This window comes from Noviherbaspirillum aerium (assembly GCF_008929045.1).
Lineage (GTDB): Bacteria > Pseudomonadota > Gammaproteobacteria > Burkholderiales > Burkholderiaceae_D > Noviherbaspirillum > Noviherbaspirillum aerium.
The window spans coordinates 1-24,272 of the sequence record NZ_VFAH01000033.1 but is presented as its reverse complement, the minus strand read 5'-3'; the positions used below and the strand labels follow the sequence as shown (position 1 = coordinate 24,272).

Sequence of the window (24,272 nt, the reverse complement as noted above, 5' to 3'; positions counted from 1 at the left end):
CCTCACACTCTACTATTGCCGATTATTTAACACTTGACCCCTGTCAATCTGCTTCCTATCGTGTCCGATGCGCCACAACCAGGGCATCAAGCTGTTTACCTGCGCCGGCGACACGCTTGATCGGCCATCCTCTACTTCTCAAAAAAGCTTTGCTTTCCTCGATAGTTCAACTATCATTGAATTAAATAATTCAACGAACATTGAAATGGAATCCAAAGACGTCATCGGTGCGCTTGCCGCGCTTGCGCAGGAGACCCGGCTCGCAGTCTTCCGCCTGCTTGTCCAAGCCGGTCCCAAGGGGCTGGCGGCGACGCAGATCGCCGAGGGAGTCGGCATTGCGCCATCCTTGCTCTCGTTCCACTTGAAGGAGTTGCTGCATGCAAGCCTGGTGACTCAGACCAGGGAAGGGCGCTCGCTTATTTACGCGGCCAATTTCGAGGTCATGAACGGTGTCCTCGGATTTCTGACCGAGAACTGCTGCGGCGGGAATGTTTGTTCGCCTGTCCGCGTTTCCAATTGCTCTAACGAAGGAGCCTGCTCATGAAACGCCTGCACGTACATGTCTCCGTTGCCAATCTGGCCGACAGCATCAAGTTCTATTCGGGGATGTTTGCTGCCGAACCTGCCGTGGTAAAGAGCGACTATGCAAAGTGGATGCTCGACGACCCGAGCGTGAATTTCGCCATCTCCCGGCGTGGTGCAGTAACCGGACTGAACCACCTCGGCATACAGGTCGAATCGGCTGCTGAATTGGGTGATATGCAGTGCCGCCTCGGCGCCCTGCAGCCGGATGTGGAGAAGGAAGAAGGCGTGGCCTGCTGCTATGCGAAGTCGGACAAGTATTGGGTAAATGATCCCTCCGGCATCGCATGGGAGACTTTCCATACGCTTGACAGCATTCCGGTATTCGGTGAGCCAGACAAGACCGCCGCTACCGAGGGCAGCACCGAGCCATGCTGCGTGCCGCTCGCCAAACCCAGGATCGAGCTCTCGGCAGACGCATCCTGCTGTGTTCCGAGCGCGAAGAGCGCTTCCGGTAACTGCTGTTAAGCCTGCTAGGCCATGGCTACGCTTCAACCCGGCATGCCGGCCTTGCGTGGCCCCTGCTGCCAGCTCCGTCAGCCGAAGCCGAAATAAATCCCGCAATCTCATTTGGCGCGTTATGACGTGGGATTGGTATCAACCATCAACTTGAGCAGCAAGATCCCGAAAAACGATGACTGAGAAGACCTTCAACGTATTGTTTCTTTGCACGGGCAATTCCGCCCGCTCCATCATGGCCGAGGCACTCGTGACGACCATGGGCCACGGCCGCTTCAGGGGCTTCAGCGCCGGCAGCAAGCCGGGCGGCAAGGTTAACCCGTTTGCCATTGAACAGGTAGAAAAAACCGGATACCCGGTCGACCAGCTCCGTAGCAAGAGCTGGGACGAGTTTGCGGCTCCCGATGCGCCCCGCATGGATTTCATCATTACCGTTTGCGACAACGCCGCAGGAGAGGTTTGTCCGATCTGGCCGGGCCATCCCGCTACCGCGCACTGGGGCTTCGAAGACCCGGCGGCAGCCGAAGGTTCGGACGACGAGAAGCGTGCCGCCTTCGAAAAGATTTTCAAGCAGATCGTGTCCAGGATGAATGCATTCGTCAGTCTCCCGCTGCACATGCTTGAAAAACACGCCATTCATCAGGAAGTCAAGAAGATTGGCGATACGCCGGTTAACCCCGCCTGAGTCGCCAGCCTGCTTTTCTACCAGCTGTTCCTCTGTCGCCGGCCGACAGGCGCGCGGCGGTTTTTTATCTATATTTTCGCGATGACTACTACGCATACCACCGCCGTTGCCGGAGGTGCCATTCCGGCGATCGGCTTCTTCGAACGTTACCTTACCGTCTGGGTCGCTCTTTGCATTCTGGCCGGGATCATTGTCGGCAAAATATTTCCATCGGTCTTCCAAGCCATCGCGCAGCTCGAAATCGCGCAGGTGAATGTCCCGGTCGGCATTCTTATCTGGGTGATGATTGTCCCGATGCTTATCAAGATCGACTTTGCGGCACTCGCGCAGGTGAAAGGCCATTGGCGCGGTATTGGTGTCACGCTGTTCATCAACTGGCTTGTCAAACCGTTCTCGATGGCGCTGCTTGGCTGGATATTCGTGCGACATGTATTTGCCGCATGGCTTCCCGCCGATCAGCTCGACAGCTATATCGCAGGTCTCATTCTGCTTGCCGCCGCGCCGTGTACGGCGATGGTCTTTGTCTGGAGCCAGCTCTGCAAGGGCGACCCGTATTTCACCCTGTCGCAGGTGGCGCTGAACGATGCGATCATGATTGTGGCGTTTGCGCCGCTGGTTGCGCTTCTGCTGGGCCTGTCGTCCATCAGCGTGCCGTGGGATACCCTGATGACTTCGGTGGGCCTGTACATCATCGTACCGGTCATTCTCGCGCAGCTGATCAGGAAATCCTTGCTGGCCAAGGGGCCCGGTCATCTGGAGCGCGCGGTAGGAAAACTCGGCCCATTCTCGATCTCCGCTCTGCTGCTGACCCTTGTGCTCCTGTTTGCTTTCCAGGGCAAGGCAATCACCGAGCAGCCGATAGTCATCGCCATTCTGTCGGTACCGATCCTGATTCAGGTGTTCTTCAACTCGGGCCTTGCCTATCTGCTGAATCGAAAGCTGGGTGTTGCGCACTGCGTCGCCGGTCCATCCAGTCTCATCGGCGCATCAAACTTCTTCGAGCTGGCCGTAGCGACCGCGATCAGCCTGTTCGGATTCCAGTCCGGCGCTGCCCTGGCGACAGTCGTCGGCGTTCTAATCGAAGTGCCGGTGATGCTGCTGGTGGTTGGCGTCGTCAACCGCTCCCAACGCTGGTACGAGGCAAAGGCATGACACCATGAACATCAAGATCTATCACAATCCCGATTGCGGCACCTCCCGGAATACGCTGGCGCTCATCCGCAATGCCGGCGTCGAGCCGCAGATCATCGAATATCTGAAAAGCCCGCCGAGCCGCGGGGAACTGAAGAACATGATTGCGGAAGCCGGTTTGACAGTGCGCGATGTCATCCGGAAAAAGGGAACACCTTATGCCGAGCTTGCATTGGACGATCCCGCCCTGACAGACGAGCAGCTGCTCGACGCAATGCTGGCCAATCCAATTCTCATCAACCGGCCGCTAGTGGTGACGCCGCTGGGTGTTCGTCTCTGCCGGCCATCGGAAGCGGTGCTCGACATCCTGCCGTTTCCGCAGAAAGGCCCGTTCAGCAAGGAAGACGGGGAAGTGGTCATTGATGCTGCAGGCATGAGGGCCAACAACAATGGCTGATTTGTCCAATCTTCCCAATGTCAGTGCCAGGCATCTGGACCTTCCCACGACCGAGAAACTGGATGCGGCCGAGAGGGCGACGCACCCGCCGCGCATCCTGCTGCTGTACGGGTCGCTGCGGGCAACCTCCTATAGCCGGCTTCTTACGCTGGAAGCCGAACGGCTGCTGCGGCAATTCGGCGCCGAAACCCGTGTATTTGATCCGCACGGACTTCCCATGGTGGACAGCTGCCCGCCGGACCACCCGAAGGTGCAGGAGCTGCGTAGTCTCTCCGCATGGTCGGAGGGCCAGGTATGGTGCAGCCCGGAGCGTCACGGCGCCATGACCGGGGTATTCAAGTCGCAAATCGACTGGTTGCCCTTGGAAATCGGAAGCATCCGCCCAACGCAGGGACGAACGCTCGCAGTCATGCAGGTTTCAGGAGGTTCCCAGTCGTTCAATGCGGTCAATCAACTGCGGGTTCTTGGACGATGGATGCGGATGGTAACCATACCGAACCAGTCATCGGTGGCAAAGGCATATCAGGAGTTCGACAGCGATGGCCGCATGAAGCCGTCGCCGTACTATGAACGCCTCGTTGATGTCATGGAAGAGCTGTACAAGTTTACACTGCTGGTAAGGGACAGGTCCGATTACTTGACCAGCCGCTACAGCGAGCGTAAGGAAGCATTGCCGGCTGCCGCCGCCCTTGCCGCGGCTGCAATGACGCATGAAAACTTGCCTGACGAGACCGACGACGAACTCGAATGAAAACATCGGATTCAATGCTTGAATGCAGTGCTCTGGTCGACGACTGCATCTTTCTCCTGCCTGGCGAGCTTTTACAATCCGGTCCTTGCATTGCACCGAGCAACCGGACTTCAAACGCGAACAGGGCGCTTGAAGTCCGGGGATGGCAGTGATCATGCTGAATTTCGGCGAAGGCTGAAGCAGCCGCAACAATCCCATGTCATTGCGGTACGCCTACGCTTGCAGGTGCCGCAATAAATGTCTTGCGCAACGATGCCGCAGCAGACTTATCTAGTTTCCTTCGCTGCCTTTACCTCCGCCTTGTTCTGCGCCTTAGCCACATCGGCAGCCGCATCATGAACTTCTTTCTGCGTTTTCTGGTGCGCCTTCAGCTTTTTCTTGTCGGCCTGTGCATCAGCCTCCACATTGGCCTGCGCTTCCTTGTTCAGTGCCTTGTTGACGCGCTCATGCGCCTTGATGGTTTCCTGGTCTACCTTTCCTTGCGCCTTGACTTCCGCCGGTGTGCCTTGAGCGAATGCGGCGGCTGCAGAGAAAGAAAGCATGGCCAATAACGTCTTTTTCATAAATATCCTCCTTAACATTAACTTGATACATAACGCGATAGGCCAGCGATCAAGGTTGTTCGTTCCGCACTCAATGGAAAAACTGTAAATAGACGTTTCTGGAAACTTATCAGATGACGAGGCATTAACAATTGCTCACGATGGTTACGATGCATAACAAAATCACAACAACTTGGTGTCTCGAACGGGGTCGTAAGAATGCGGAAGAATGAAGGACATAAAAGAAACCTTTTAAGGAGCCCACCATGTTGAACAAGACCTTGAGCATCGCAATGATTTCCTCGCTGGCATTTACCTTGGCCGCCTGTGACGTTCGCAAGACCGCAGAGGGTAATGTCACGGTTCCTAAATACGAGATCGAAAAAACTCAGCAGGGAAACGTCAAACTGCCCGAATATGATGTCAAGACACCGGAAGTCGCTGTCCGCCAGGAGGAAAAGACAGTGGAAGTGCCAACGGTTAAAAAGGAAGAACGCACTGTCACGGTACCAAACATCGACGTGACCCCGGCACGCGATAAATAAGCAGCGTATGGCCAGCAAAGGGCCGCATCGAAACGAGTGGTTGCACCGACGCAACCACTCCCGAAATCCTTGTGTGAGAAATCCGGTTTCAGCAGTGCCAACCATGAAACCTTATTGTTGGGTGAACGGACTAAGAGCTTTGACGCTTGACTCGTCCACACCGCAAACTTCGCATTTACCAAAGGAAATTTCATGGCAAAAAACGTAAAAAACAAGTATCCCGCTGACAAAGCCGGCACCAAGTACAGTGAATTCAGAAACACCAAGCGCATCGCTCCCGGCAAGACCCGTACGGAGCAGGCAAAACAGTCGACCAATGTTCAGGCTTCCGGCACTGAACAAGGTACGGCCAAGACCACCTGACGCCGGATAAGCCGGTAATTGCCGGACATATCCGATACGTTCTGAAGTGAACCGAGCCGGCCTGAGCACAGCCATGTGCCGGCTCGCACCATCCCTGATGCTCTTCCCATGGAATCAACAATTCCATCAGCATCTATGGACTCGGCCCGAAAAATGCTGCATTTTTCGGATCGCTCGCCTCTCGCTCTAAGTTCAGGAGAGGGCCGGGGTAAGGGAATCCGGCCCAAGCTACTTTCCGGGCCGGATCCATAACGACGACTTCGAGCACTAATTCCGAGAATCAATTCCGAACGGAATGCATGAAGTGGATAACGTGTTCATGCGCGTCATGAAACAAGACTAGAAAGCTCATCCTTCTATTTCAAGGCGGCAAACAGAGTAAATCGCTCACTCCGGGTATTAATCCAAGGGTTGTTTCATATCGTCAAGCCAAAGCCTGGATCATTGTGGAGATGGGAGTGCATCAGCCCGGACGGCACCGACGAGGCATGGTCGATGATGATGCTGATCAACATCGCTATCGTTTGGTTCCGCACTGTGTCCAGCGGCAAAACAGGATCGAATACAATGGGCCGCTGGGAAGGGCAGGCACATCAGCTTCCAGTGCGAAAACATTAGAATAACAATGGACATGCAAACCACGGTCGTCAATTGCACCGCATACCGGAACGGCTTCAAGCTGGGGGATATCCGCATCGAGGAAATCAGCAATGTTCTGCTTGAAGACGATACCTTCGTCTGGGTCGGCCTGGTTGAACCGGACGATGCGCTTTTGCTGAAGATGAAGGAAGAGTTCAATCTGCATGAACTCGCGATCGAAGATGCCCGCAATGCGCACCAGCGGCCGAAACTGGAGGAGTACGGAGAGACGATCTTCATGGTCCTGCATACCGTTCATCTCGTGCCGAACGCGATTGAAATCGGCGAGACGCATATCTTCGTCGGACCCCGCTTTGTTCTAACCGTGCGTCATGGCCCTTCCGCCGGATACAAGGCGGTACGCGAACATTGCGAGAGCATGCCCGACCGCCTTGCGAAGGGACCGGGCTTCGTGCTTTATGCGATTGTCGATTTCATTGTCGACCAATATCAGCCGGCGCTCGATTTTCTGCAGGAGCAGTTCCGCCGGGATGAACAGGAGCTCTTCACCCCCGGCTCGCAAAAAGACAGCCTGCCCGATTTCTATCAACTCAAGAACAGGCTTCTGGTGCTGCAGGGCGCCGCATCGCCGCTGGTCGACATGTGCACGCGGCTGCTGCGCTTTCATAACGAAATCATTCCCAAGGATATTCGCGTCTATTTCCGCGATGTTCTTGATCACGTCGCGCGCATCTTGCAAACAAGCGACCGGATGCAGGAAATGATCAATGCGGCGATGCAGGTCGCACTTGCGCAGGTAACCATCCGCCAGAATGAAGTCGTCAAGCGGCTGGCAGGCTGGGGAGCGATCCTTGCAGTACCGACCATGCTCTTCAGTCTCTACGGCATGAACTTCAAGTTCATGCCGGAACTGGAATGGAGATGGGGTTATCCCGCCGTGCTGGGCATCATCGTGGTCGGCTGCGTGGCACTGCATCGACGCTTCAGGAAGGCGGGGTGGTTGTAACCGGATCAATCCGCGGCGGTGCTGTTCCTCAGCAGGGCGGTATAGTTCATCGCCAGCACCTGCGCCATGGCGCCGACCAGGGAGGTGTCGACCTCATTGCCTTCGCGTCCTGTCACTTCACCGACAATGGCCACCGCACGTTTCAATTGTGCCTTTGAAAGATCGGAGGCGGCGTTCAGAAGCAGGATGTCTTTTTCCGAAAACTGCGGTTTCGCGTTGTTCATGGCACTCTCCTCGAATGAATGAAAACTGCAAGCTACCTTCGTGCCAGTGTTGGGGAATTCGCCCGATAATTCAACAGGAATTCAGCATAAGCATGAACATTTTCAAACATGCCGGCTGATCCAGCGTCACTGCGGTCAATGCGGTAGCGCCCGTGGCTAGAGCGGATTGCAGATGAATGTTCGGTCGCCTCGGCTTGCCCTGGGCGCATGGCCGCGTTGTTCGTCGCTGGTGTGGCCCGCCACACGGCGCTCCTCCCGCCTTGCCCTGCACCCCAGGGCAAACCGATTCTTCCATATATCACCTGCAATCCGCTCTAGACTGCGCGGTCCGCGCTCATCTGCAATCAGCCCTACCGCCGATCAACCTTCCGATAACCGCTGTCGACCCATGCGGATGCAACCTGCTTGCTCAGCCTGAAGCCGGCAGCGACGCGGACTTTGGCAAGCTCCTCTCCCGCTTCATCACAGGCCGCTAGCACCGCGTAGGAATCATCGTCATCGGGAACAATATCCAGCGTAACGGTAATGACAGCCGATCGGGTTTGTACCATCACGCTCTTGTGAAGCATGGCCTGCAGCTGACGTTCCTGCCGGCGACGCATGTCTGTTGCGGTTCTGATGAGCGTTTCGAACGCGGAGCCGTCCAGCGGCTTGGGATGAATCTTGTCCCGGTCAAGCTCCCAGGGACAGACCAATGCAGGCTCGGATTCGCCGTTCCTCTGGATTTCCGCGGCCCAGCCATTATTGGCTTCGTTTCTGATGACGCGCACCGTCCAGGTGTCGTCGGACCAGTGCCGAGGTTCCTGAATACCGGGCTCTGACGGTTCGGGCCCGGACTCCGGCTCCGAATTTCCTTCGCCTTCCTGTTCCAGATCTGCAGATTCCGGTTCGATCGCCAGCTCCGTGCCTGTCCTTGTTTCCACTTCTGTCACGGGGAGCAATGACGGCGGTTCCTGCGCCTGCCAGCCTGCCTCGTGCAGCAGCGCGAATTCCGGTTCGCTTTCCGTATGTTTCCCGGCCTTTCTTTTCTGCCGTTGCTGTCTGGGCCGCTGTTCGGCAGGAGCGGACGCCGCGTCGGGTTCCGTCGCGGCAGACATCCGGTCATCCCCGGGCGAGGCATGCGTGGCACCTATGCCGACCGATTCGGAGACTGACCCGGAGTCAAATAACAGGCCCAGCTCCATTTGATCCGGATGCTGGAAAGTTTTCCTTCGCTTCATCGACCTTCCCTAAAGTCCGGACGCCGTTCCGATGTCCGATCATGCCGATCCTGCACTGCGTGCGTTTGCTGCCCGCGGATCCTTGTCAATATTGTCAACCGTCCCAAGGCTGCCGCAAATGACCCTGGGGGACGCCAAGGGACATTTGAGGGCATGAAACATCCTGAGTTCAGCCGGATTGGATTTTACCCATTCCATGTGGGTACTGTATAGGCATACATATGATTTGGGCAAGGATTGTCGTTCATTGACCATGTTGTGGGAGGGGGAGGAGCGGCAAGACGTCTTCACTTCCTTCAGCCCGGCCGATGCATGGCGCTACGGAGAAGCGCAGCATTGTTGCCGCAGCCAGGTTGCCGCATCATTTTCCGCAGAATCGCTGTTCAAACCAGCGGGTGAGCATTGCGCGTTCATAAGGCAGCGGCGTGCTTTCGCCGCGCAGGTGGTGGCTGCGCAGGAGGTATTCGATATCACGGATGTCTTCCTGCGTTTCTGCCGCCGCGTGGCCGTCACGCTGCAGCACATAGGTAAGCATGATGCGCGGCCAGGTAATTTCGCGCATGGTGCGGTTCTGCCGGGACGGCCCTTGCCACCATTCGACCTGGCCTGCCAGGTCGATGTCATGAATGCGAATTTCCAGTGAATGACCTTGATGCAGGCATCGGCTGCCCAGCTGCTGCAGATGGCGCTCCAGGGTCGCCAGAACGATTGCGTCCGCACCGGGAGCCTGCCGGTTCAGCCGCGCATCGGTAAAGTTTTCCGGCTGTATGAAGCCTACCTTCGTCTCGCCGGCGACTGCATTCAAACCCGAAAGCAGCATTGCCGCGGTTAGTGCCAGCAAGGCGAGGCGCCTGGAAGAGGGATACATCATCTTGATGAAAGGGGAGTGATGCCGGCCGAACCGGCTTTCAGCGTTTGGACGCCGTAACCATGATTCCGTTCTGGCCTGAAGCGGTGAGTTTCCAATGACAGGCGATTCCCGGCTGACTTCGTGGGTGACTACCGGCACCGCGGCCGACCTTATTGAAAAAGCGAGACAACCGCCTCCACCGGCATGCGCTGCACGCCATGCGCCTGCGCGTGTTCGAAGAATGCGCGCTCGCCCGCCTCGAATCCCGTCACCGGGCTCATGCAGTCGCTCAGCAGCACAATGCGCGGCGAATGCTCCCGCTGTCCGCCGACGAAGCGCAGCAACTGCTCCACGCTCGCGCTGACGCAATGACTTGAAGCTTCGCCTGCCACCAGCAGCAGGTCCGCATCGCTGATCAGGGATAGGGCCAGCTTGCGATTGAATTGCGTGCTTTCCTCGTCCTCGAACGGCACCTCGGCCTCGAAGACGCCATAGTGTTCCGACAGCAAATACTCACCCTTGAGCACCTTGCGTACCGATGCCTGGTGCAGGAATTCCCACTGGGCGAGGCTTTCCGCCACGGCCGGATGGATATTGTGGCCCCAGGTCCCGGTAACGCAATGCACCGGCCAGACCATCAGCTTGTAACGCTTGCCCGCTTCGAGTTGCTCAAGCATGCGCAGCACTTTTTCGGTCAGGGCTTCATTGCGGGGCAGAAACCTGTGCGCCCGCACATCGGCGGCGCTCACTTCGGTGAAAGCCGGCACTTCGCTTCCGTCACCTCTTTTCCAGAAGCTGGTGCGTTCGACGGCAACGCTGGCATGGGAATCGAGCGTCACGGTAATTCCGGAAATCCGTTGCCCGTGGCGGCCGATGAATGCGGCGAGGCGCTTCATGTCGGCGTCGGCGCCGGGTACCGGCAATGCCGCTCCCGGAATGTCGCAAAAGTCGTTCTGCGGATCGATGATGAGAAGCCTGATATTCATGTTTTCTTCCATTCCCGTGAATCGGCGTGACCTGCATGGCGTTCGCTCATTTTGCAGCTCTCCGCTTGAAGAAGCAGGCGGCCTGCAGAAAATGGCCCGGCGCGGTTACACTGGCACCCGCAGCTTCCCGGCCTTCATGCGCATCTCTGTTCATCTGACCGCAGTTGCCGTGTCCAGCGGGCGCCGGAAAGCATTCTTTCAAAAAGTAGACCACTCACAAGCCATATCGATCCATGATGCGCAGTCACGATTGGCACAGCTTACACAAGGAATTGAGCATGACACCACAAGACATATCCGCAAGCTTCAGGCAGGCCCGGCTCGATGGCAAGGCATTGCCCGCCTATCCCGGCGGCACCGTTCCAGCAGACCTGGAGAGCGCGTATGCGATTCAGGACATGAGCATCGGCGCCTGGCCCGACCGGGTGGCGGGCTGGAAGGTCGCAATGATCCAGCCTGCATGGCGCGAAACCTATCCTGCCGAACGCGTCATCGGCCCGGTATTCGAGAAAGCGGTGTGGCATGCCGCAGAGGCGGAGGTGGAGATTCCCGTCATCGACGGCGGATATGCGGCGGTGGAAGCCGAGTTTGCATTGCGGATTGGACGAACCATTCCTCTGGAAGCCAGGTTTGCCGATCCATCGGAGCTGCTGCCTTACGTGGATGGCGTGCATGCGGCGATCGAACTCGCCGGCAGCCCGCTGGCCAGCCTCAGCGCTCTGGGCCCGGGCGCCGTGGCATCCGACTTCGGCAACAACAGCGGCATGGTCGTCGGGCCGGCATTGGGAATGGAACTGCTTGCCGATCCTGCCCGCGGAATCTCGGAGACCTTCGTCAATGGCGCAAGCGTCGGCAGCGGCGGGGCCATGCGCGTGCCGGGCGGACCGCTCGCCGCCGTGGCGTTTCTTGCCGAGACACTGAAGAAGCGCGGACGCACACTTAATGCGGGCGAATGGGTTTCCAGCGGCGCCACCACGGGTATTCACCCGGTCAAGGCGGGCGATCATGTGCTGGTCACGTTTGGCGGGCAAGTGCGGATCACCGCCCGCATCATCGCCGCGCGGACCTGACGCCTTCCATTCGCGCAGAAACCCTGGGCGAATGAACAATATAATACCGGGATCGACAACCTGCCTGCGCATGCGCGGGCCTTTCATATCTGCAACATGCACCGCCAGACCCAATCCCCTAATCCCATGTCTTCCTCCAACCAAACCATGCATTGCGCAAAGTACGCCGGGCAATCCCGGCGGTTCAAGACCCTCCTGGTCGCCACCGTGCTTGCCTGCGGCAGCCATGCGGCGTATGCCCAGCAGGCCCAGCAGGCGCAGACCTGGCCAACGGCCCCGATCAAGATGCTGATTCCATTCCCGCCCGGCGGCGGTACGGACATCCTGTCGCGGCTGGTATCGAACAAACTTGCCGAAACCAACAAATGGACTATCGTCGCCGAAAACCGCCCCGGCGCCGGCGGAACCATCGGCATTGCGGAAGCCGCCAAGGCCACGCCGAACGGCTACACCATGGTGATGGGACAGAAGGACAACATGGCCGTCGCGCCCTGGCTCTACAAAAGCCTGTCCTATGAGCCGACAAAGGATCTGACGCCCGTGGCCCATGTGGCCTATACGCCGGTCGTCATCGTCACCTCGGCCAACTCCAAGTTCAAGACGCTTGCCGATGTGGTGACCGCCGCGCGCGCCGCGCCCGGAACCATCCCCTACGGTTCGCCCGGAAACGGAACCACCATCCATCTCGCCGGGGAAGCGCTGAACAACGCCGCCGGCATCAAGCTGGTGCATGTGCCTTACAAGGGATCGAGCGCGGCAATGACCGATGTGATGGGCGGCACGCTCGACCTCGCACTGTCGTCGGTGCCGTCGGCTTTAAGCCAGATCCGCTCCGGCAAGCTCAGGGCGCTCGCGGTGACCTCCGCTGCGCGCAGCACCTCGCTGCCGGACGTGCCCACCGTGGCGGAATCCGGCTACAAGGGCTTCGATGTCAGCACCTGGTATGGCGTGTTCATGCCGGCCGGCGCGCCGAAAGATGTGGTTGTGCGCCTCAACAAGGAAGTCAACCGCCTGCTTGAGACACCGGAAATGAAGAAGGCAATCCATGCGCAGGGCGCGGAGCCGCAGGCGATGACGCCGGAAAAATTTTCCACCCTGCTGCAGGGCGATTACCGCAGCATGAAAGACATCGTGAAGCAGGCAGGCGTGACGATCGAATAACCGGCCGTCATGAACGCCTGAAATCATGACGGCATGAAATCGCCATCATGCTGTCGTGCCGTCATGCGCGGTATACCCGGCGGCTCACGCTTCGTCCGCCACTTCCTTGTACTGTCCCGCCATGCGCTGCTGCATGGCCGGCGGCACCGCTTCATAGTGGCTGAAGCTGATGGTATAGCCGCCGCGGCCGGCGGTGGAGGAATGCAGGCGCGATTGATAGCCGTTGAGTTCGGATAGCGGGATCAGTCCGCTTACCAGTGCGCTGTCGCCATGGCCCCTGCGCATGCCGCTGATCTGCCCGCGCCGCACCGAGAGATCGGCGGTGATGTCGCCCATGTTTTCTTCCGGCCCCGTTACTTCAATGCTGACCACAGGCTCAAGCAGCAACGGCCTGGCTTTCATCACCGCATCCCGGAACGCCTTGCGGCCCGCCACGATGAATGCGATTTCCTTGGAATCGACGGAATGGCTCTTGCCGTCGTGGACGGTTACCCGCACATCCTGCATCGGATAGCCGGCCACCGGCCCGGCTTCCATCGCCTGCAGTATCCCTTTCTCGACGGCGGGCAGGAACTGCCGCGGGATGACTCCACCCTTTACCGCATCGACGAATTCAAAGCCCGACCCGCGAGGCAGCGGCTCGACTTTCAGGAACACTTCGCCGAACTGGCCAGCGCCGCCGCTCTGCTTCTTGTGCCGGTAATGCCCCTCGGCGACCGCGGCGATGGTTTCGCGATAGGCGATTTTCGGCGGATGCGTGATGACCTCGGTCTTGTACATTTCGGTCATGCGGTCCAGCACGCTGCGCAGATGCAGCTCCCCCAGGCCCGACATCACGGTTTCGCCGGTGCTCATCATGCGGTCGACACGCAGGCAGGGATCTTCCGCGCAAAGCTTCTGCAGGATGTCCCACAGGCGCTGCTCATCGCCGCGCTTGCGCGGCTCGATGGACAGGCCGTAGATCGGCTGCGGCAGAGGAATCGGTTCGAGGTGGATATGCGCATCCTCGGCGGCGTCATGCAGGATGGCGTCATAGAAAATGTCGTCGATGCGCGCGACCGCGCAGATGTCGCCCGGCACGCCTTGCTGCACTTCGATCTGCTCCTTTCCCTGCAGCTTGTACAAGTGGGACACGCGAAAGGGCTTGCGCTGATCGCCGATGTAAAGCGTGCCGTCACGGCGCACGGTGCCCTGATGAATCCGGAACATGCCAACCTTGCCGACATAGGGATCCGCCGCGATTCTGAAGACATGGGCCAGCACATGCTGAGCCGGGTCGGGCACCGCGTGAATCCGCTTCCGCGCCTGCGGCTGCCCGGGAGTATCCTGGTAGAAGACCGGCGGGTTGCATTCGGCAGGATTGGGCATCAGGCGGGCGAAGATATCCAGCAATTGCGCAATCCCCGCGCCGGTCTGTGCGGAGACGAAGCAGACCGGTATCAGATGGCCCTCGCGCAGGGCCTGCTCGAACGGCGCGTGCAGGATTTCGGGATCGATGTCCCCCTGGTCGAGATAGGTTTCCATGAATGCGGCGTCGACTTCGACCACCTGGTCCATCAACGCCCTGTGCGCAGCGGCCACGGTGGAGAAGTCCGCATCGCCGTCCGGCTGGAAGAAGCAGTCGGCGACTTCATGCGCGCCGGCCGCCGGCAGATTGATGGGAAGGCATTCCCTTCCGAACAGTTCCTGGATGCGCAGCACCAGCGCAGGCAGGTCGATGCCGGGCGTATCGATCTTGCTGATGATGATCAGCCGGCACATGCCGCGTGCGCCGGCCAGTTCCATCATGCGCGAGGTCATCATTTCTATTCCGCTTTGCGCGTCGATGACCACCGCCGCGGTGTCGGCTGCGGGGAGGGCGCTGATCGCCTGTCCGATGAAGTCCGGATACCCCGGCGTATCCAGCAGGTGGATGCGCACGTCCCGGTAATCGATATAGCTTGGCGTGGTGAACAGCGAATGCCGATACTTGCGCTCGAGCGGATCGTAACCGGCAACCATGTTGGTTCGTTCCGCAGCCCCGTTTCCGCCGCTTCCGTTGTTTCCCCCGTGGCCGCGTGATGTGCCGGCTGCCTGCAGGAGCGTGTCGACAAGCGTTGTCTTGCCGCATCCGCCGTGCCCGACAAGCGCGATATTGCGAATGGCTTCAGTACTGTACGGCATGGTCGATTCCTTCCTGCAACGAAGCGTAAAGGAAATGAAAGGAGATGCAGCTGAAGATGTCTCCATTATCGCTGGCGTTTGCGGAATGGGCAAAGAAATCAGGCAAGGGATGCAGGCGTGGCCACATCCGGCTTGCATGCGCAAGCTTCCTGCCTATACTGAAAAATCGTCCAATTGCCCGTGGAGGTTTTATGAAGCGCGTTCTCCTTGCCCTGCTCGCATTTGCCGCCTTTGCCGGTTCCGCCGGCGCAGTCGATATGCGCGCCCCGGCGGCCGACGACATGGCCAACTGCACCGGCTCTCCCAAAACCGGCGACCCGAGCTGACACCACTCCTGACCGGAAAACTCCAGCAAGGCAACGTCAGATCAGCATCAGGCATCCCATTCCGGCGCAAAGCCGGGATCGGCGATGCGTTCGTTGCGGTCCAGGGCTTTGATTTGAGCGAGGTCCTCTTCCGTCAGGCGCAACTCCAGCGCGGCGAGATTGGATCGCAGGTTGTCCATCTTCGTGGACGAGGGAATCACAGCGTATCCTTGCTGCAGCAGCCAGGCGAGCGCAACCTGTGCCGGCGTCGCGCGATGGCGCGCGGCAATCTTCCGTACTATCGGATCCTGCATGACCCGCCCGTAGGCGAGCGGCATATATGCGGTGAGGTGGATGCCCTGGCTGCGCGCGAATGCGGCCAGCCGCCGGTTTTGCAGGAACGGATGAATCTCTACCTGATTCGTGGCGATATTGCCGGCACCCACCGCATCGATGGCTTGCTGCATGTGTGCGACGGTGAAGTTGGAAACGCCGATCAGCCGTGTCAATCCGCGCTCGCGCGCCTGCATCAGGGCATGCATCGTTTCCGCGACCGGCACCGCGTCTGCCGGCGATGGCCAATGGATGAGCGCCAGGTCCACCTGCCGCACGCGCAGTTTGTCGAGGCTTTCCTCAAGACTGGCGACCAGTTTGCCGGCGCCCATGTTCTCAATCCAGATCTTGGTCGTGATGAACAGGTCTTCGCGCGGGATGCCGCTCGCTTCCAGCGCTGGACCGATGTCGGCTTCGTTGCCGTAGATTTGCGCAGTGTCGATATGCCGGTAACCCGCAGTCAAACCATTGCGTACCGATTCGACGACCTGCTGTCCCTGCAGGCGGAACGTACCCAGGCCGATGGATGGAATCTGCATGATGCTCCTTGTTTCAAAAGAAATGAAAAATAATCTGAAGTCGACCGGCTCTTAATGCGCCGTCACGGCTGCGGGGCGGGCCGCGGCCGGCACGCCGCTGCGGCGGTCAAGCCTGCCCGCCAGCGTGGTCAGCCCGATTGCCGCCACCACCACCAGCGCGCCGATCCATGGCGTCGCCGTCAGGCCGAAGCGCGCAACAACCAGTCCGCCCAGCCACGCTCCTCCCGCAATGCCGAGATTGAATGCGGCGATATTCAGCCCCGAGGCCACATCCACCGCCTGCGGCGCATGGCGCTCGGCCTGCTGCACCACGTAGACTTGAAGACCCGGCACGTTGCCGAATGCCACGGCTCCCCAGGCCAGCACGGTGGCGATCGCCAGCCATGGATGCGAGGCGGTAAACGTGAAGACGAACAGGACGGCGGCCAGCAGCGAGAACACGATCTGCAATGCCCGGACCGGTCCCTTGTGGTCGGCCAGCTTGCCGCCCCAGATATTGCCGGCGGCCACCGAGACGCCGTAGACGAGCATTACGAGGCTGACGCTCGATGCGGAAAAGCCGGTGACTTCCTGAAGCATCGGCGCCAGGTAGGTAAAGGCGATGAAGGAGCCGCCATAGCCGAGTGCGGTCATTGCATAGACCAGGAGCAGGCGCGGTTTCTTCAGAACCGCAAACTGTCCGGCCAGCGATGCCGCAGGAGGCGTGGCAATGGTGTCCGGCACCAGGATCAGGCTGCCGACGAAGGCGATCGCGCCGAGCATCGACACGGCGAGAAAGGTGGTCTGCCAGCCCAGGGTTTGTCCGATGAAGGTGCCCAGCGGCACGCCGGTCACCAGCGCCACGGTGAGTCCCGTAAACATCAGCGCGATGGCGCTGGCCGCCTTCCCGCGCGGTACGAGGCCGGTGGCAATGGTCGAGCCGATCGAAAAGAAAACGCCGTGGGCCAGGCCGGTCAGCACGCGCGCAGCCATCAATGCCGAATATCCCGGCGCCATCCAGGCCACCAGGTTACCCAGGGTGAACAGGGCCATCAGGCCAAGCAGCAATGGCTTGCGCGGGACGCGGCCGGTCAGCGCCGTCAGCACCGGCGCGCCGACGGCCACACCCAGCGCATACAAGCTGACCAGCAAGCCGGCCGACGGCACCGAGACCTGCAGGCTGGCGGCGATGGTGGGGATGAGGCCGACGATGACGAATTCCGTCGTGCCGATGGCGAACGCGCTCAGGGTCAGCGCCCATAATGCGAGAGGCATGCAATTCTCCTTGAAGAAGTAACGATGGCTCGCAGTGTGCGCGTTCCGCCCGCAGACAAACAGCGGGTTGACTACAATACACTTTTGACTCGGAGTCACAAATGCTGAATGTCGATGCCTTGACAGCCTTTGTCGCGGTGATAGAAAGCGGCTCCTTTTCCGCGGCTGCGGAGCGCCTCGGGCAGACGCCGTCGGGCATCAGCCGCACCATTTCCCGTCTTGAAACGCAGCTTGGCGTCACGCTGATCACCCGCACCACCCGGCGGCTGGACCTGACGCGGGAAGGCGAATGGCTGTTGTCCCGCGCGCGGCAGATCCTTGCCGATTTGCAGGAAACCGAGGAAGAACTCGCAGGGCATCTTGCCGAACCGTCCGGCGTGGTGCGCCTGAATGCCGCCACGCCGGCGCTCGATCACCTGGTGGCCCCGTTGGCCGCTGAATTCCTGGATCTTTATCCCAAGCTCAGGCTGGAACTGGTCAGCGGGGAAACGGTGATCGACCTGATCGAGGAGCGGGTCGATGTGGCCATCCGCATCGGCAACCTGGCCGATTCCACGCTGAATGCCCGGCGGCTGGGCACCAGCCGGCTGCGGCTGCTGGCCGCGCCGGAATACCTTGCGCGGCATGGTGTGCCGAAAGATGTGGCCGAACTGGAGGGAAGGCATCGCACCATCGGCTTCACCGCGCCGGCATCCCTCAATATCTGGCCGTTGCGGTGCGACGGCAGGGAAGGTTATGCAATCACGCCGTCCATCGCTGCCTCCAGCGGAGAAACCCTGCGCCACCTGGTACTGTCCGGCGCCGGCATTGCCTGCCTCGCCGACTTTCTTACGCATGCCGACCGTGCGGCCGGCCGCCTCGTCAGCGTACTCGAAGGCGATACCCTGCCATGGTCGCAGCCCGTGTGGGCGGTGTTCTACAAGCAGGGCGCACTGGCCCCGCGTGTAAGCGCCCTGGTGGATCTGCTGGCCCGGCGCTTGACCGGTTCAGTTCTTGACGACGAGCGCATGCGTGCCTGAACGATGCGCTCCTGCATCAGCAGCTCATCGCATCGCGCCAAACACCTTGCCAAGTATCTTGCTGCCGGTACCGACCGGATCCTGGCGAATGGCTTTCTCTTCTTCCGCAATCATGGTGAACAAGCCATCGAGCGCCCGCTGCGTGACGTAATCCTCGACCGTGACCTGCTGTCCCGCGATGCCGAGCTTGGCGACCTGGCCCATCGTGGCATTGTATTGGGTCGAAAGGGCGGAGCGATCGGTAACCTTCTTCACGATCGGCATGAACTTTTCGGCGAGCTGAGTCGAGGTCTTGTCTCTGAAAAATTGCGTGACCGAGGTATCGCCGCCCGTCAGTATCTGCTTTGCGTCCGTTACCGTCATCGACTTGACGGCACTGAGCAGCAGCGGCTTGGCCAGCGGCACCGCTTCTTCCGCCGCGCGGTTCATCGATACGACCAGCTCGTCGAGCTGCTGCCCGCGGCCCGCCATCTTGACCAAAGGCCGTGCCTTTTCAAGAATGGGCGGCAACTGGATTTTGACCTTGTCGTTGCCCAGAAAGCCGTCTTGGACTCCCAGCTGGCTGACTGCGGCATTGGCGCCTTTTTCGAGGGCGGTTTTCAAGCCGGTGGTTGCGTCCTTGTTCGACAGGTCCGCCATTGAAACGGCGATAGCGCTTGACGCAACAAGATAAAGCGGCAACAGGACCGACTTTCGAAGTGAGAAGATTGGCATTGCAGACCGTGAAAGAGAATGAGTTGTGCGGAAGTCCGAGTCTACGCCGATCCACCCGTTACAGCCAGAGAGGATGCCTTGCTGAGTAATTGCAGCCTTGCTTTACACTGCCCGCTTTGTGGAGCATTGCCCTGACAGATCATGCATGACGCGCCGCAGCTGTCATTCCTTGATCAGGGACCGATGTCGAGACAGATGAATGACAGACTTCCCGAAGCACAGCAATTGCAATTGCAAATGGTGCGTGAGCGTGACAGCGGCTCCAAGGATACTATCCGGCATAGCCTGTTCCGTCCGTCGGTAAAGGGCGCTCACGACTTGTCATCCTGGCCACAGCATTGACATCTGCCGCATCTCGAAACTTCCTGTACGGACCGATATAATCCGGGCGGAAGACGTTTTTACGTTGTACGCCGTCAGGCATCGGGGCCGCGGCATGACTTGTTTAGAGAGCGATGGGCCTTTGCGTGAGCGTTGATATGGATGACCTGAATGCACCGCGCATCTGTCACATTGACATGGACAGCTACTTCGTCTCGACAGAGATCCTCCGCTACCCTGATCTGAAGGGCGTGGCGGCCGTGGTAGGCGGCGGGAGCAGGCATCAGCCCAGACTAATGCCCGACGGGACCAGGCAATACGCACGGTTGAAAGACTATGTCGGCCGCGGCGTGGTCACTACCGCAACCTACGAAGCGAGGGCGCTCGGCGTATTTTCAGGCATGGGCTTGATGAAATCCGCCAAGCTTGCGCCAGAAGCCGTACTGCTGCCGACCGACTTCCAGCGTTATAAACATTACTCCGCCCTGTTCAAGAACGCGGTCAGGACCATCGCATCGACTATCCAGGATGTCGGCATCGATGAAATCTATGTCGACTTGAATGGCATACCGGGTGACGTTCTCGCCATCGCTCGAAGCATCAAGCACGCGGTCACGGACGCAACCGGAGGACTGACCTGTTCCGTAGGAATTGCGCACTCCAAGCTCGTAGCCAAGATTGCAAGTGACCTGCAGAAGCCGAACGGTCTCACGGTCGTGCCGATGTCAGCCATCCCCGACATTATCTGGCCGCTGGCTGTGAGCAAGGTAAATGGCATCGGCCCAAAGGCTTCTGCCAAGCTCAATGCCTTGGGAATCATGACCATCGGCGAATTGGCCAAGGCCGATCCCGCCCTTCTTCAGGAGGCTTTCGGCCGGACTTACAGCGAATGGCTGCTGCGCGCCGCGCATGGTGTCGATCGACGTCCGGTCACAACCGAGCGCGAGAGTAAAAGCATGAGCCGCGAGACAACCTTCGATAGGGATTTGCATCCGAAGGGCGACCGCGGGCGGCTCGGAGAGATCTTTACCGACCTGTGCATACGCGTATCGGAAGATCTCAAGCGCAAGGGCTATGTCGGTCGAACAGTCGGAATCAAGCTGCGGTTTCAGGATTTTCAAACTGTCACCCGGGATTACAGCCTTCCCGAATTGACGGACGATGCCTTAGTGATAAGGCGTGCGGCCACGGAGTGTCTTAAAAGAATAAAACTGAATCAAAGGATCAGATTGCTCGGCGTGAAGGTGTCGGCGCTGGAAAGAAGTGATTCGACCAAGCTGCAATTGTTTCGCCAAGCGGATTTGTTTGAGTAAGCTGCATTCAACGAGGGCTGCGAACGTTTCGGCGTTGCGTTGCCTCGCGTATCCCATGCGTACGTCTTGACCGGAGAGTACTCCCGCAATCAGCCGGTCTGCTCCGCCGGCAGTGGAATGCCGGCTTGAGTTTCATCCATTTGCAATGACCCCAACGGTTATTGGGGTGACGTTTTCCACGGCGCGCGACTATGCAAGGAAGCTATTTCCCATACCTTCCTTCCAGCCTAGCGGGATGCGGCCGCCCCACTGGCCCGCGCCATATGCAGTTTGTTGTAGCTGTCGATCAGGCGCTGGTGCCTGTCGAGTCCGTCCAGTTTCATGCTCGTCGGCGTCAAGCCGAAGAAGCGCACGCTGCCGTCCACTGATCCCAGCACCGCATCCATCCGCGGATTGCCAAACATACGCCGGAAATTCGCCACGTAATCGTCCAGTTCCAGGTCGTCATCGAGCAGCACCTCCAGCACCACGTTCAAGGCTTGATAAAACAGTCCGCGCTCAACCGTGTTGTCGTTGTACTGCAGGAAGGCGCCCACCAGCTCGTGCGCCGCTTCAAATTGCCGCAAGGCGAGATGAATAAGCAGCTTCAACTCGAGAACCGTCAACTGCCCCCATTCCGTATTCTCGTCAAACTCGATGCCGATCAACGTGGCGATGTCGGAGTACTCATCAAGCTCACTGTTCTCCAAACGTCCAAGCAGCGCTTCCAGGCTCGCGTCGTCGAGGCGATGCAAGTTCAGGATATCCGCGCGGAACAGCAGCGCCTTGTTGGTGTTGTCCCAGATCAAATCTTCCATGGGGAAAACTTCCGAATAGCCGGGCACCAGGATGCGGCAGGCAACGGCGCCTAGCTGGTCATACACTGCCATGTACACTTCTTTGCCCATCTCTTCGAGAATGCCGAGCAAGGTCGCGGCTTCGTCGGCATTGGAGTTTTCACCATGGCCGGAAAAGTCCCACTCAACGAAATCGAAATTCGCCTTGGCGCTGAAAAAGCGCCACGACACCACACCGCTGGAATCAATGAAGTGTTCGACAAAGTTATTTGGCTCAGTCACTGCGTTACTGACAAAGGTGGGCTGAGGCAAATCGTTCAGGCCTTCAAAACTGCGGCCCTGGAGCAATTCGGTCAGGCTCCGCTCCAGCGCAACTTCGAAGCTCGGGTGCGCGCCGAACGAAGCAAAGACGCCGCCGGTTCGCGGGTTCATCAAGGTGACGCACATCACCGGGTAGACTCCGCCCAGCGATGCATCCTTTACCAGCACCGGAAAGCCTTGCTCTTCCAAGCCCTGGATACCGGCGAGAATGCCAGGGTATTTCGCCAGTACCTCGTACGGCACATCTGGCAGTGCCATTTCGCTTTCGAGGATTTCGCGCTTTACCGCCCGTTCAAAAATCTCGGACAGGCATTGCACCTGCGCTTCGGCCAGCGTATTACCAGCGCTCATGCCATTGCTGCCGTAGAGATTCTCGACGAGGTTCGACGGGAAATACACCACTTCGCCATCGGACTGCCGCACATACGGCAGCGAGCAGATACCGCGTTCCACATTTCCCGAGTTGGTGTCGTACAAGTGCGAGCCACGTAATTCACCATCGGGATCGTAGATGGGCAGGCAGTATTCATCGAGAATCTCCGCCGGCAGCGCATCCTCAGGGCCGGGCTTGAACCAGCGCTCGTTCGGATAATGGACAAACGCCGCATTGGCGATGTCTTCGCCCCAAAACGTACCGCTATAGAAATGGTTGCAATTCAGCCGCTCGATAAACTCTCCCAATGCCGACGCCAGCGCGCTCTCTTTGGTCGATCCCTTGCCATTGGTGAAACACATCGGCGAATGCGCATCGCGGATATGCAAGGACCAGACATTCGGAACGATATTGCGCCATGAAGCAATTTCGATCTTCATGCCCAAGCCTGCCAGGACTCCGGACATATTGGCGATGGTTTGTTCCAGGGGCAGGTCCTTGCCCGTAATATAGGTACCCGCATCGGAAGCAGGCTTCAGCGTCAGCAAGGCTTGAGCATCGGCATCCAGGCTCTCGACCTCCTCGATCACGAACTCGGGCCCGGCTTGCACCACTTTTTTCACCGTACAACGGTCGATCGACCGCAAGATACCCTGGCGGTCCTTGGCCGAAATATCCGACGGCAACTCGACCTGAATCTTGAAGATCTGCTGATAACGGTTTTCCGGATCGACAATATTATTCTGGGACAACCGGATATTTTCAGTAGGAATATTGCGGGTTACGCAATACAACTTCACAAAATAAGCGGCACACAAGGCTGACGAGGCCAGGAAGTAATCGAAAGGACCGGGCGCCGAACCATCGCCCTTATAGCGGATAGGCTGGTCGGCTATGACCGTGAAATCATCAAACTTCGCTTCGAGACGAAGCTTGTCGAGAAAGTTAACCTTAATTTCCATGGGAGAATTCCAAAATAGTGCCTAGAGTGATTTAGCCGCCATTATCCGCTCTTTTGTAGCCCGTACGGCAGCGGGGGTGATAGGCTGTACGCCACGTCTTCGCAGGGAACAGGAGAGCCACTCGATCGGACGGCACGACTTTTATTCAGAAGAGACGGCCAAGCCTGTGCGTGCCGTGCATACTGCGCAATGTGGCCTGTGGCCGGCCCCGGTCGTCACGGACATCGAAGCCGACTAGCCCTGATGCCCCTGTACGTTCCTATGGGATGCATCATGTACTCGCGGATGTGCTTGAAGGCGACTATGACGGGAAATGAACCAGAAAACAAAAAAGCCAACCTGTGAAGGCTGGCTTTTTCGCTTGTACTTGGTAGGCCGTGCGGGATTCGAACCTGCGACCAACGGATTAAAAGTCCGCTGCTCTACCAGCTGAGCTAACGACCCGAAGCGCGGAACTATACCAGAAATTGCCGGCTTGCCAAAATGGTTCTCGAACTTAGTGAGTCTATCAGCATACCGCTCCCGCATTGTGCCGCCTTGCCTTACCTCTATAGTGTCTTTGCCGGTGCGCACTGTTATTGTCATTTTAATAGGATCTCTTGGTGATGGCGCCTTGACCGGCCATATGCAACAACATCGCCGGTACGATGCTGATTGTCCACAATGATGAAATGAACGCATCGTCGATAGTAAAAAACGAAAACCATGTCTACTCACTCTACTCAAGTCGACTTGTATCGGCAGTCACCAAGTTTGCGCGGCTTATTTCGTTGCACGACTGAAAAAGGCGAGCACCGGAATTTTAAGATCGGGATTTCCGCTTTGCGGTCAGGACGATGTCGATGTTGAAAATCGCTGGAAATGCATCAAATGCGGTGAGCATGAAAAGCTTTCGAGCGGCATACAGATGCCATCAAAATGCCTTGGTCGAGGAGGTGAATTGCAAGCCTTTCACTTGTGGTTTTTCGCCACAAAAAAATAGTTGGCAGTCGCCGAAAGCCTTTGCTATAGTTCGGCTCCCGTCGCGAAACGCAGCAAACAAAGCGAAGCGCGGCAGGGACAAAACGGTGCAGCAGGAGTCGCAATATCGACCCTTGAAGCCCGCCAGCCGGACCCTATATAAGGTGGACGGCGACAGACACGACGCTCTGTCAGGCAACAGGTCTTTAACAACCAACAACCGATAAGTGTGGGCGCTTGATGAAGCGGGCCGGCGGCGCAAGCTGCAAGCTCAAACAACATGAAGT

At 58.5% G+C, this 24,272-nt stretch carries 24 protein-coding genes and 1 tRNA gene; 14 read left to right on the top strand and 11 right to left on the bottom strand.

Annotation, left to right across the window (positions count from 1 at the left end; all coding sequences use genetic code 11):
• The first annotated feature begins 205 nt into the window (after positions 1-205).
• The 6 genes from FH061_RS27150 to arsH all read left to right on the top strand — a co-directional run bounded on the left by FH061_RS27150 (position 206) and on the right by arsH (position 4,065).
• Positions 206-544, top strand: coding sequence for an ArsR/SmtB family transcription factor (locus FH061_RS27150; RefSeq protein ID WP_151638992.1), 339 nt, complete (start codon positions 206-208; stop codon positions 542-544).
• On the top strand, positions 541-1,050 hold the full coding sequence (locus FH061_RS27145) for an ArsI/CadI family heavy metal resistance metalloenzyme (protein WP_151638962.1): 510 nt from the start codon (positions 541-543) through the stop codon (positions 1,048-1,050). Before FH061_RS27150 ends, FH061_RS27145 begins: the two co-directional genes overlap by 4 nt.
• A gap of 166 nt (positions 1,051-1,216) precedes the next feature.
• Positions 1,217-1,726 (top strand): arsenate reductase ArsC, encoded by a 510-nt coding sequence (locus FH061_RS27140; protein WP_151638961.1) that lies wholly within the window; start codon positions 1,217-1,219, stop codon positions 1,724-1,726.
• A gap of 81 nt (positions 1,727-1,807) precedes the next feature.
• Positions 1,808-2,878, top strand: a complete 1,071-nt coding sequence (gene arsB / locus FH061_RS27135; protein WP_151638960.1) for an ACR3 family arsenite efflux transporter — start codon at positions 1,808-1,810, stop codon at positions 2,876-2,878.
• Positions 2,879-2,882: 4 nt separating this feature from the next.
• On the top strand, positions 2,883-3,314 hold the full coding sequence (arsC, locus tag FH061_RS27130; protein ID WP_151638959.1) for an arsenate reductase (glutaredoxin): 432 nt from the start codon (positions 2,883-2,885) through the stop codon (positions 3,312-3,314).
• The gene (gene arsH, locus FH061_RS27125; protein WP_151638958.1) at positions 3,307-4,065 is read left to right on the top strand and encodes an arsenical resistance protein ArsH; all 759 of its coding nucleotides are present in this window, start codon (positions 3,307-3,309) and stop codon (positions 4,063-4,065) included. The genes arsC and arsH overlap by 8 nt, the downstream gene beginning before the upstream one ends.
• 266 nt (positions 4,066-4,331) lie before the next feature.
• On the opposite strand, the gene FH061_RS27120 is transcribed toward arsH, so the two are convergent.
• A complete protein-coding gene (locus FH061_RS27120) occupies positions 4,332-4,628 on the bottom strand; it encodes a hypothetical protein (RefSeq protein ID WP_151638957.1) in 297 nt (98 codons plus the stop codon).
• A 245-nt stretch (positions 4,629-4,873) separates the two neighbouring features.
• On the opposite strand from FH061_RS27120, the gene FH061_RS27115 reads away from it, so the two are divergent.
• The 3 genes from FH061_RS27115 (at position 4,874) to corA (ending at position 7,121) form a co-directional block, all read left to right on the top strand.
• Positions 4,874-5,152, top strand: coding sequence for a hypothetical protein (locus FH061_RS27115; protein WP_192805279.1), 279 nt, complete (start codon positions 4,874-4,876; stop codon positions 5,150-5,152).
• A 192-nt stretch (positions 5,153-5,344) separates the two neighbouring features.
• A complete protein-coding gene (locus tag FH061_RS30735; protein WP_192805278.1) occupies positions 5,345-5,515 on the top strand; it encodes a hypothetical protein in 171 nt (56 codons plus the stop codon).
• 625 nt (positions 5,516-6,140) lie between these two features.
• Positions 6,141-7,121 (top strand): magnesium/cobalt transporter CorA, encoded by a 981-nt coding sequence (gene corA / locus FH061_RS27110; RefSeq protein WP_151638956.1) that lies wholly within the window; start codon positions 6,141-6,143, stop codon positions 7,119-7,121.
• A 5-nt stretch (positions 7,122-7,126) separates the two neighbouring features.
• On the opposite strand, the gene FH061_RS27105 is transcribed toward corA, so the two are convergent.
• The 4 genes from FH061_RS27105 to FH061_RS27090 all read right to left on the bottom strand — a co-directional run bounded on the left by FH061_RS27105 (position 7,127) and on the right by FH061_RS27090 (position 10,401).
• The gene (locus tag FH061_RS27105; RefSeq protein WP_151638955.1) at positions 7,127-7,345 is read right to left on the bottom strand and encodes a hypothetical protein; all 219 of its coding nucleotides are present in this window, start codon (positions 7,343-7,345) and stop codon (positions 7,127-7,129) included.
• Between the two features lie 350 nt (positions 7,346-7,695).
• Entirely contained in the window at positions 7,696-8,442 is a 747-nt protein-coding gene (locus FH061_RS31675; protein WP_318841055.1) for a hypothetical protein, read from the bottom strand.
• A 484-nt stretch (positions 8,443-8,926) separates the two neighbouring features.
• Positions 8,927-9,406, bottom strand: a complete 480-nt coding sequence (locus FH061_RS27095; RefSeq protein WP_225984917.1) for a DUF3016 domain-containing protein — start codon at positions 9,404-9,406, stop codon at positions 8,927-8,929.
• Positions 9,407-9,585: 179 nt separating this feature from the next.
• A complete protein-coding gene (locus tag FH061_RS27090; RefSeq protein WP_151638954.1) occupies positions 9,586-10,401 on the bottom strand; it encodes a cysteine hydrolase family protein in 816 nt (271 codons plus the stop codon).
• Between the two features lie 278 nt (positions 10,402-10,679).
• Here FH061_RS27090 and FH061_RS27085 point away from each other — a divergent pair, with 278 nt between their 5' ends.
• On the top strand, positions 10,680-11,471 hold the full coding sequence (locus tag FH061_RS27085; protein ID WP_151638953.1) for a 2-keto-4-pentenoate hydratase: 792 nt from the start codon (positions 10,680-10,682) through the stop codon (positions 11,469-11,471).
• 126 nt (positions 11,472-11,597) lie between these two features.
• On the top strand, positions 11,598-12,632 hold the full coding sequence (locus FH061_RS27080) for a Bug family tripartite tricarboxylate transporter substrate binding protein (RefSeq protein ID WP_225984916.1): 1,035 nt from the start codon (positions 11,598-11,600) through the stop codon (positions 12,630-12,632).
• Between the two features lie 84 nt (positions 12,633-12,716).
• Here the strand turns inward: FH061_RS27080 and fusA are convergent, their stop codons facing one another.
• Positions 12,717-14,795, bottom strand: a complete 2,079-nt coding sequence (gene fusA, locus FH061_RS27075; RefSeq protein WP_151638952.1) for an elongation factor G — start codon at positions 14,793-14,795, stop codon at positions 12,717-12,719.
• Between the two features lie 191 nt (positions 14,796-14,986).
• Between fusA and FH061_RS31550 the strand changes: the two genes are divergently transcribed.
• The gene (locus FH061_RS31550; RefSeq protein WP_264158761.1) at positions 14,987-15,121 is read left to right on the top strand and encodes a hypothetical protein; all 135 of its coding nucleotides are present in this window, start codon (positions 14,987-14,989) and stop codon (positions 15,119-15,121) included.
• Between the two features lie 47 nt (positions 15,122-15,168).
• Here the strand turns inward: FH061_RS31550 and dkgB are convergent, their stop codons facing one another.
• Both dkgB and FH061_RS27065 read right to left on the bottom strand, forming a co-directional pair.
• On the bottom strand, positions 15,169-15,972 hold the full coding sequence (gene dkgB / locus FH061_RS27070) for a 2,5-didehydrogluconate reductase DkgB (RefSeq protein WP_192805277.1): 804 nt from the start codon (positions 15,970-15,972) through the stop codon (positions 15,169-15,171).
• A 51-nt stretch (positions 15,973-16,023) separates the two neighbouring features.
• Positions 16,024-17,226 carry an MFS transporter gene (locus FH061_RS27065; protein WP_151638950.1) on the bottom strand — a complete coding sequence of 401 codons (1,203 nt, stop codon included), beginning with the start codon at positions 17,224-17,226 and terminating at the stop codon, positions 16,024-16,026.
• Positions 17,227-17,327: 101 nt separating this feature from the next.
• Between FH061_RS27065 and FH061_RS27060 the strand changes: the two genes are divergently transcribed.
• Positions 17,328-18,245 (top strand): LysR substrate-binding domain-containing protein, encoded by a 918-nt coding sequence (locus FH061_RS27060; protein WP_151638949.1) that lies wholly within the window; start codon positions 17,328-17,330, stop codon positions 18,243-18,245.
• A 24-nt stretch (positions 18,246-18,269) separates the two neighbouring features.
• On the opposite strand, the gene FH061_RS27055 is transcribed toward FH061_RS27060, so the two are convergent.
• Complete coding sequence (locus tag FH061_RS27055; RefSeq protein WP_151638948.1) at positions 18,270-18,959, bottom strand: DUF4197 domain-containing protein; 690 nt, start codon at positions 18,957-18,959, stop codon at positions 18,270-18,272.
• 479 nt (positions 18,960-19,438) lie between these two features.
• On the opposite strand from FH061_RS27055, the gene FH061_RS27050 reads away from it, so the two are divergent.
• Positions 19,439-20,593 (top strand): DNA polymerase Y family protein, encoded by a 1,155-nt coding sequence (locus tag FH061_RS27050; protein WP_151638947.1) that lies wholly within the window; start codon positions 19,439-19,441, stop codon positions 20,591-20,593.
• A gap of 227 nt (positions 20,594-20,820) precedes the next feature.
• Here FH061_RS27050 and FH061_RS27045 read toward each other — a convergent pair whose 3' ends face one another.
• Positions 20,821-23,025, bottom strand: a complete 2,205-nt coding sequence (locus tag FH061_RS27045) for an OsmC domain/YcaO domain-containing protein (protein ID WP_151638946.1) — start codon at positions 23,023-23,025, stop codon at positions 20,821-20,823.
• Between the two features lie 368 nt (positions 23,026-23,393).
• Positions 23,394-23,469 (bottom strand) — tRNA-Lys (locus FH061_RS27040).
• Between the last annotated feature and the right edge of the window lie 803 nt (positions 23,470-24,272).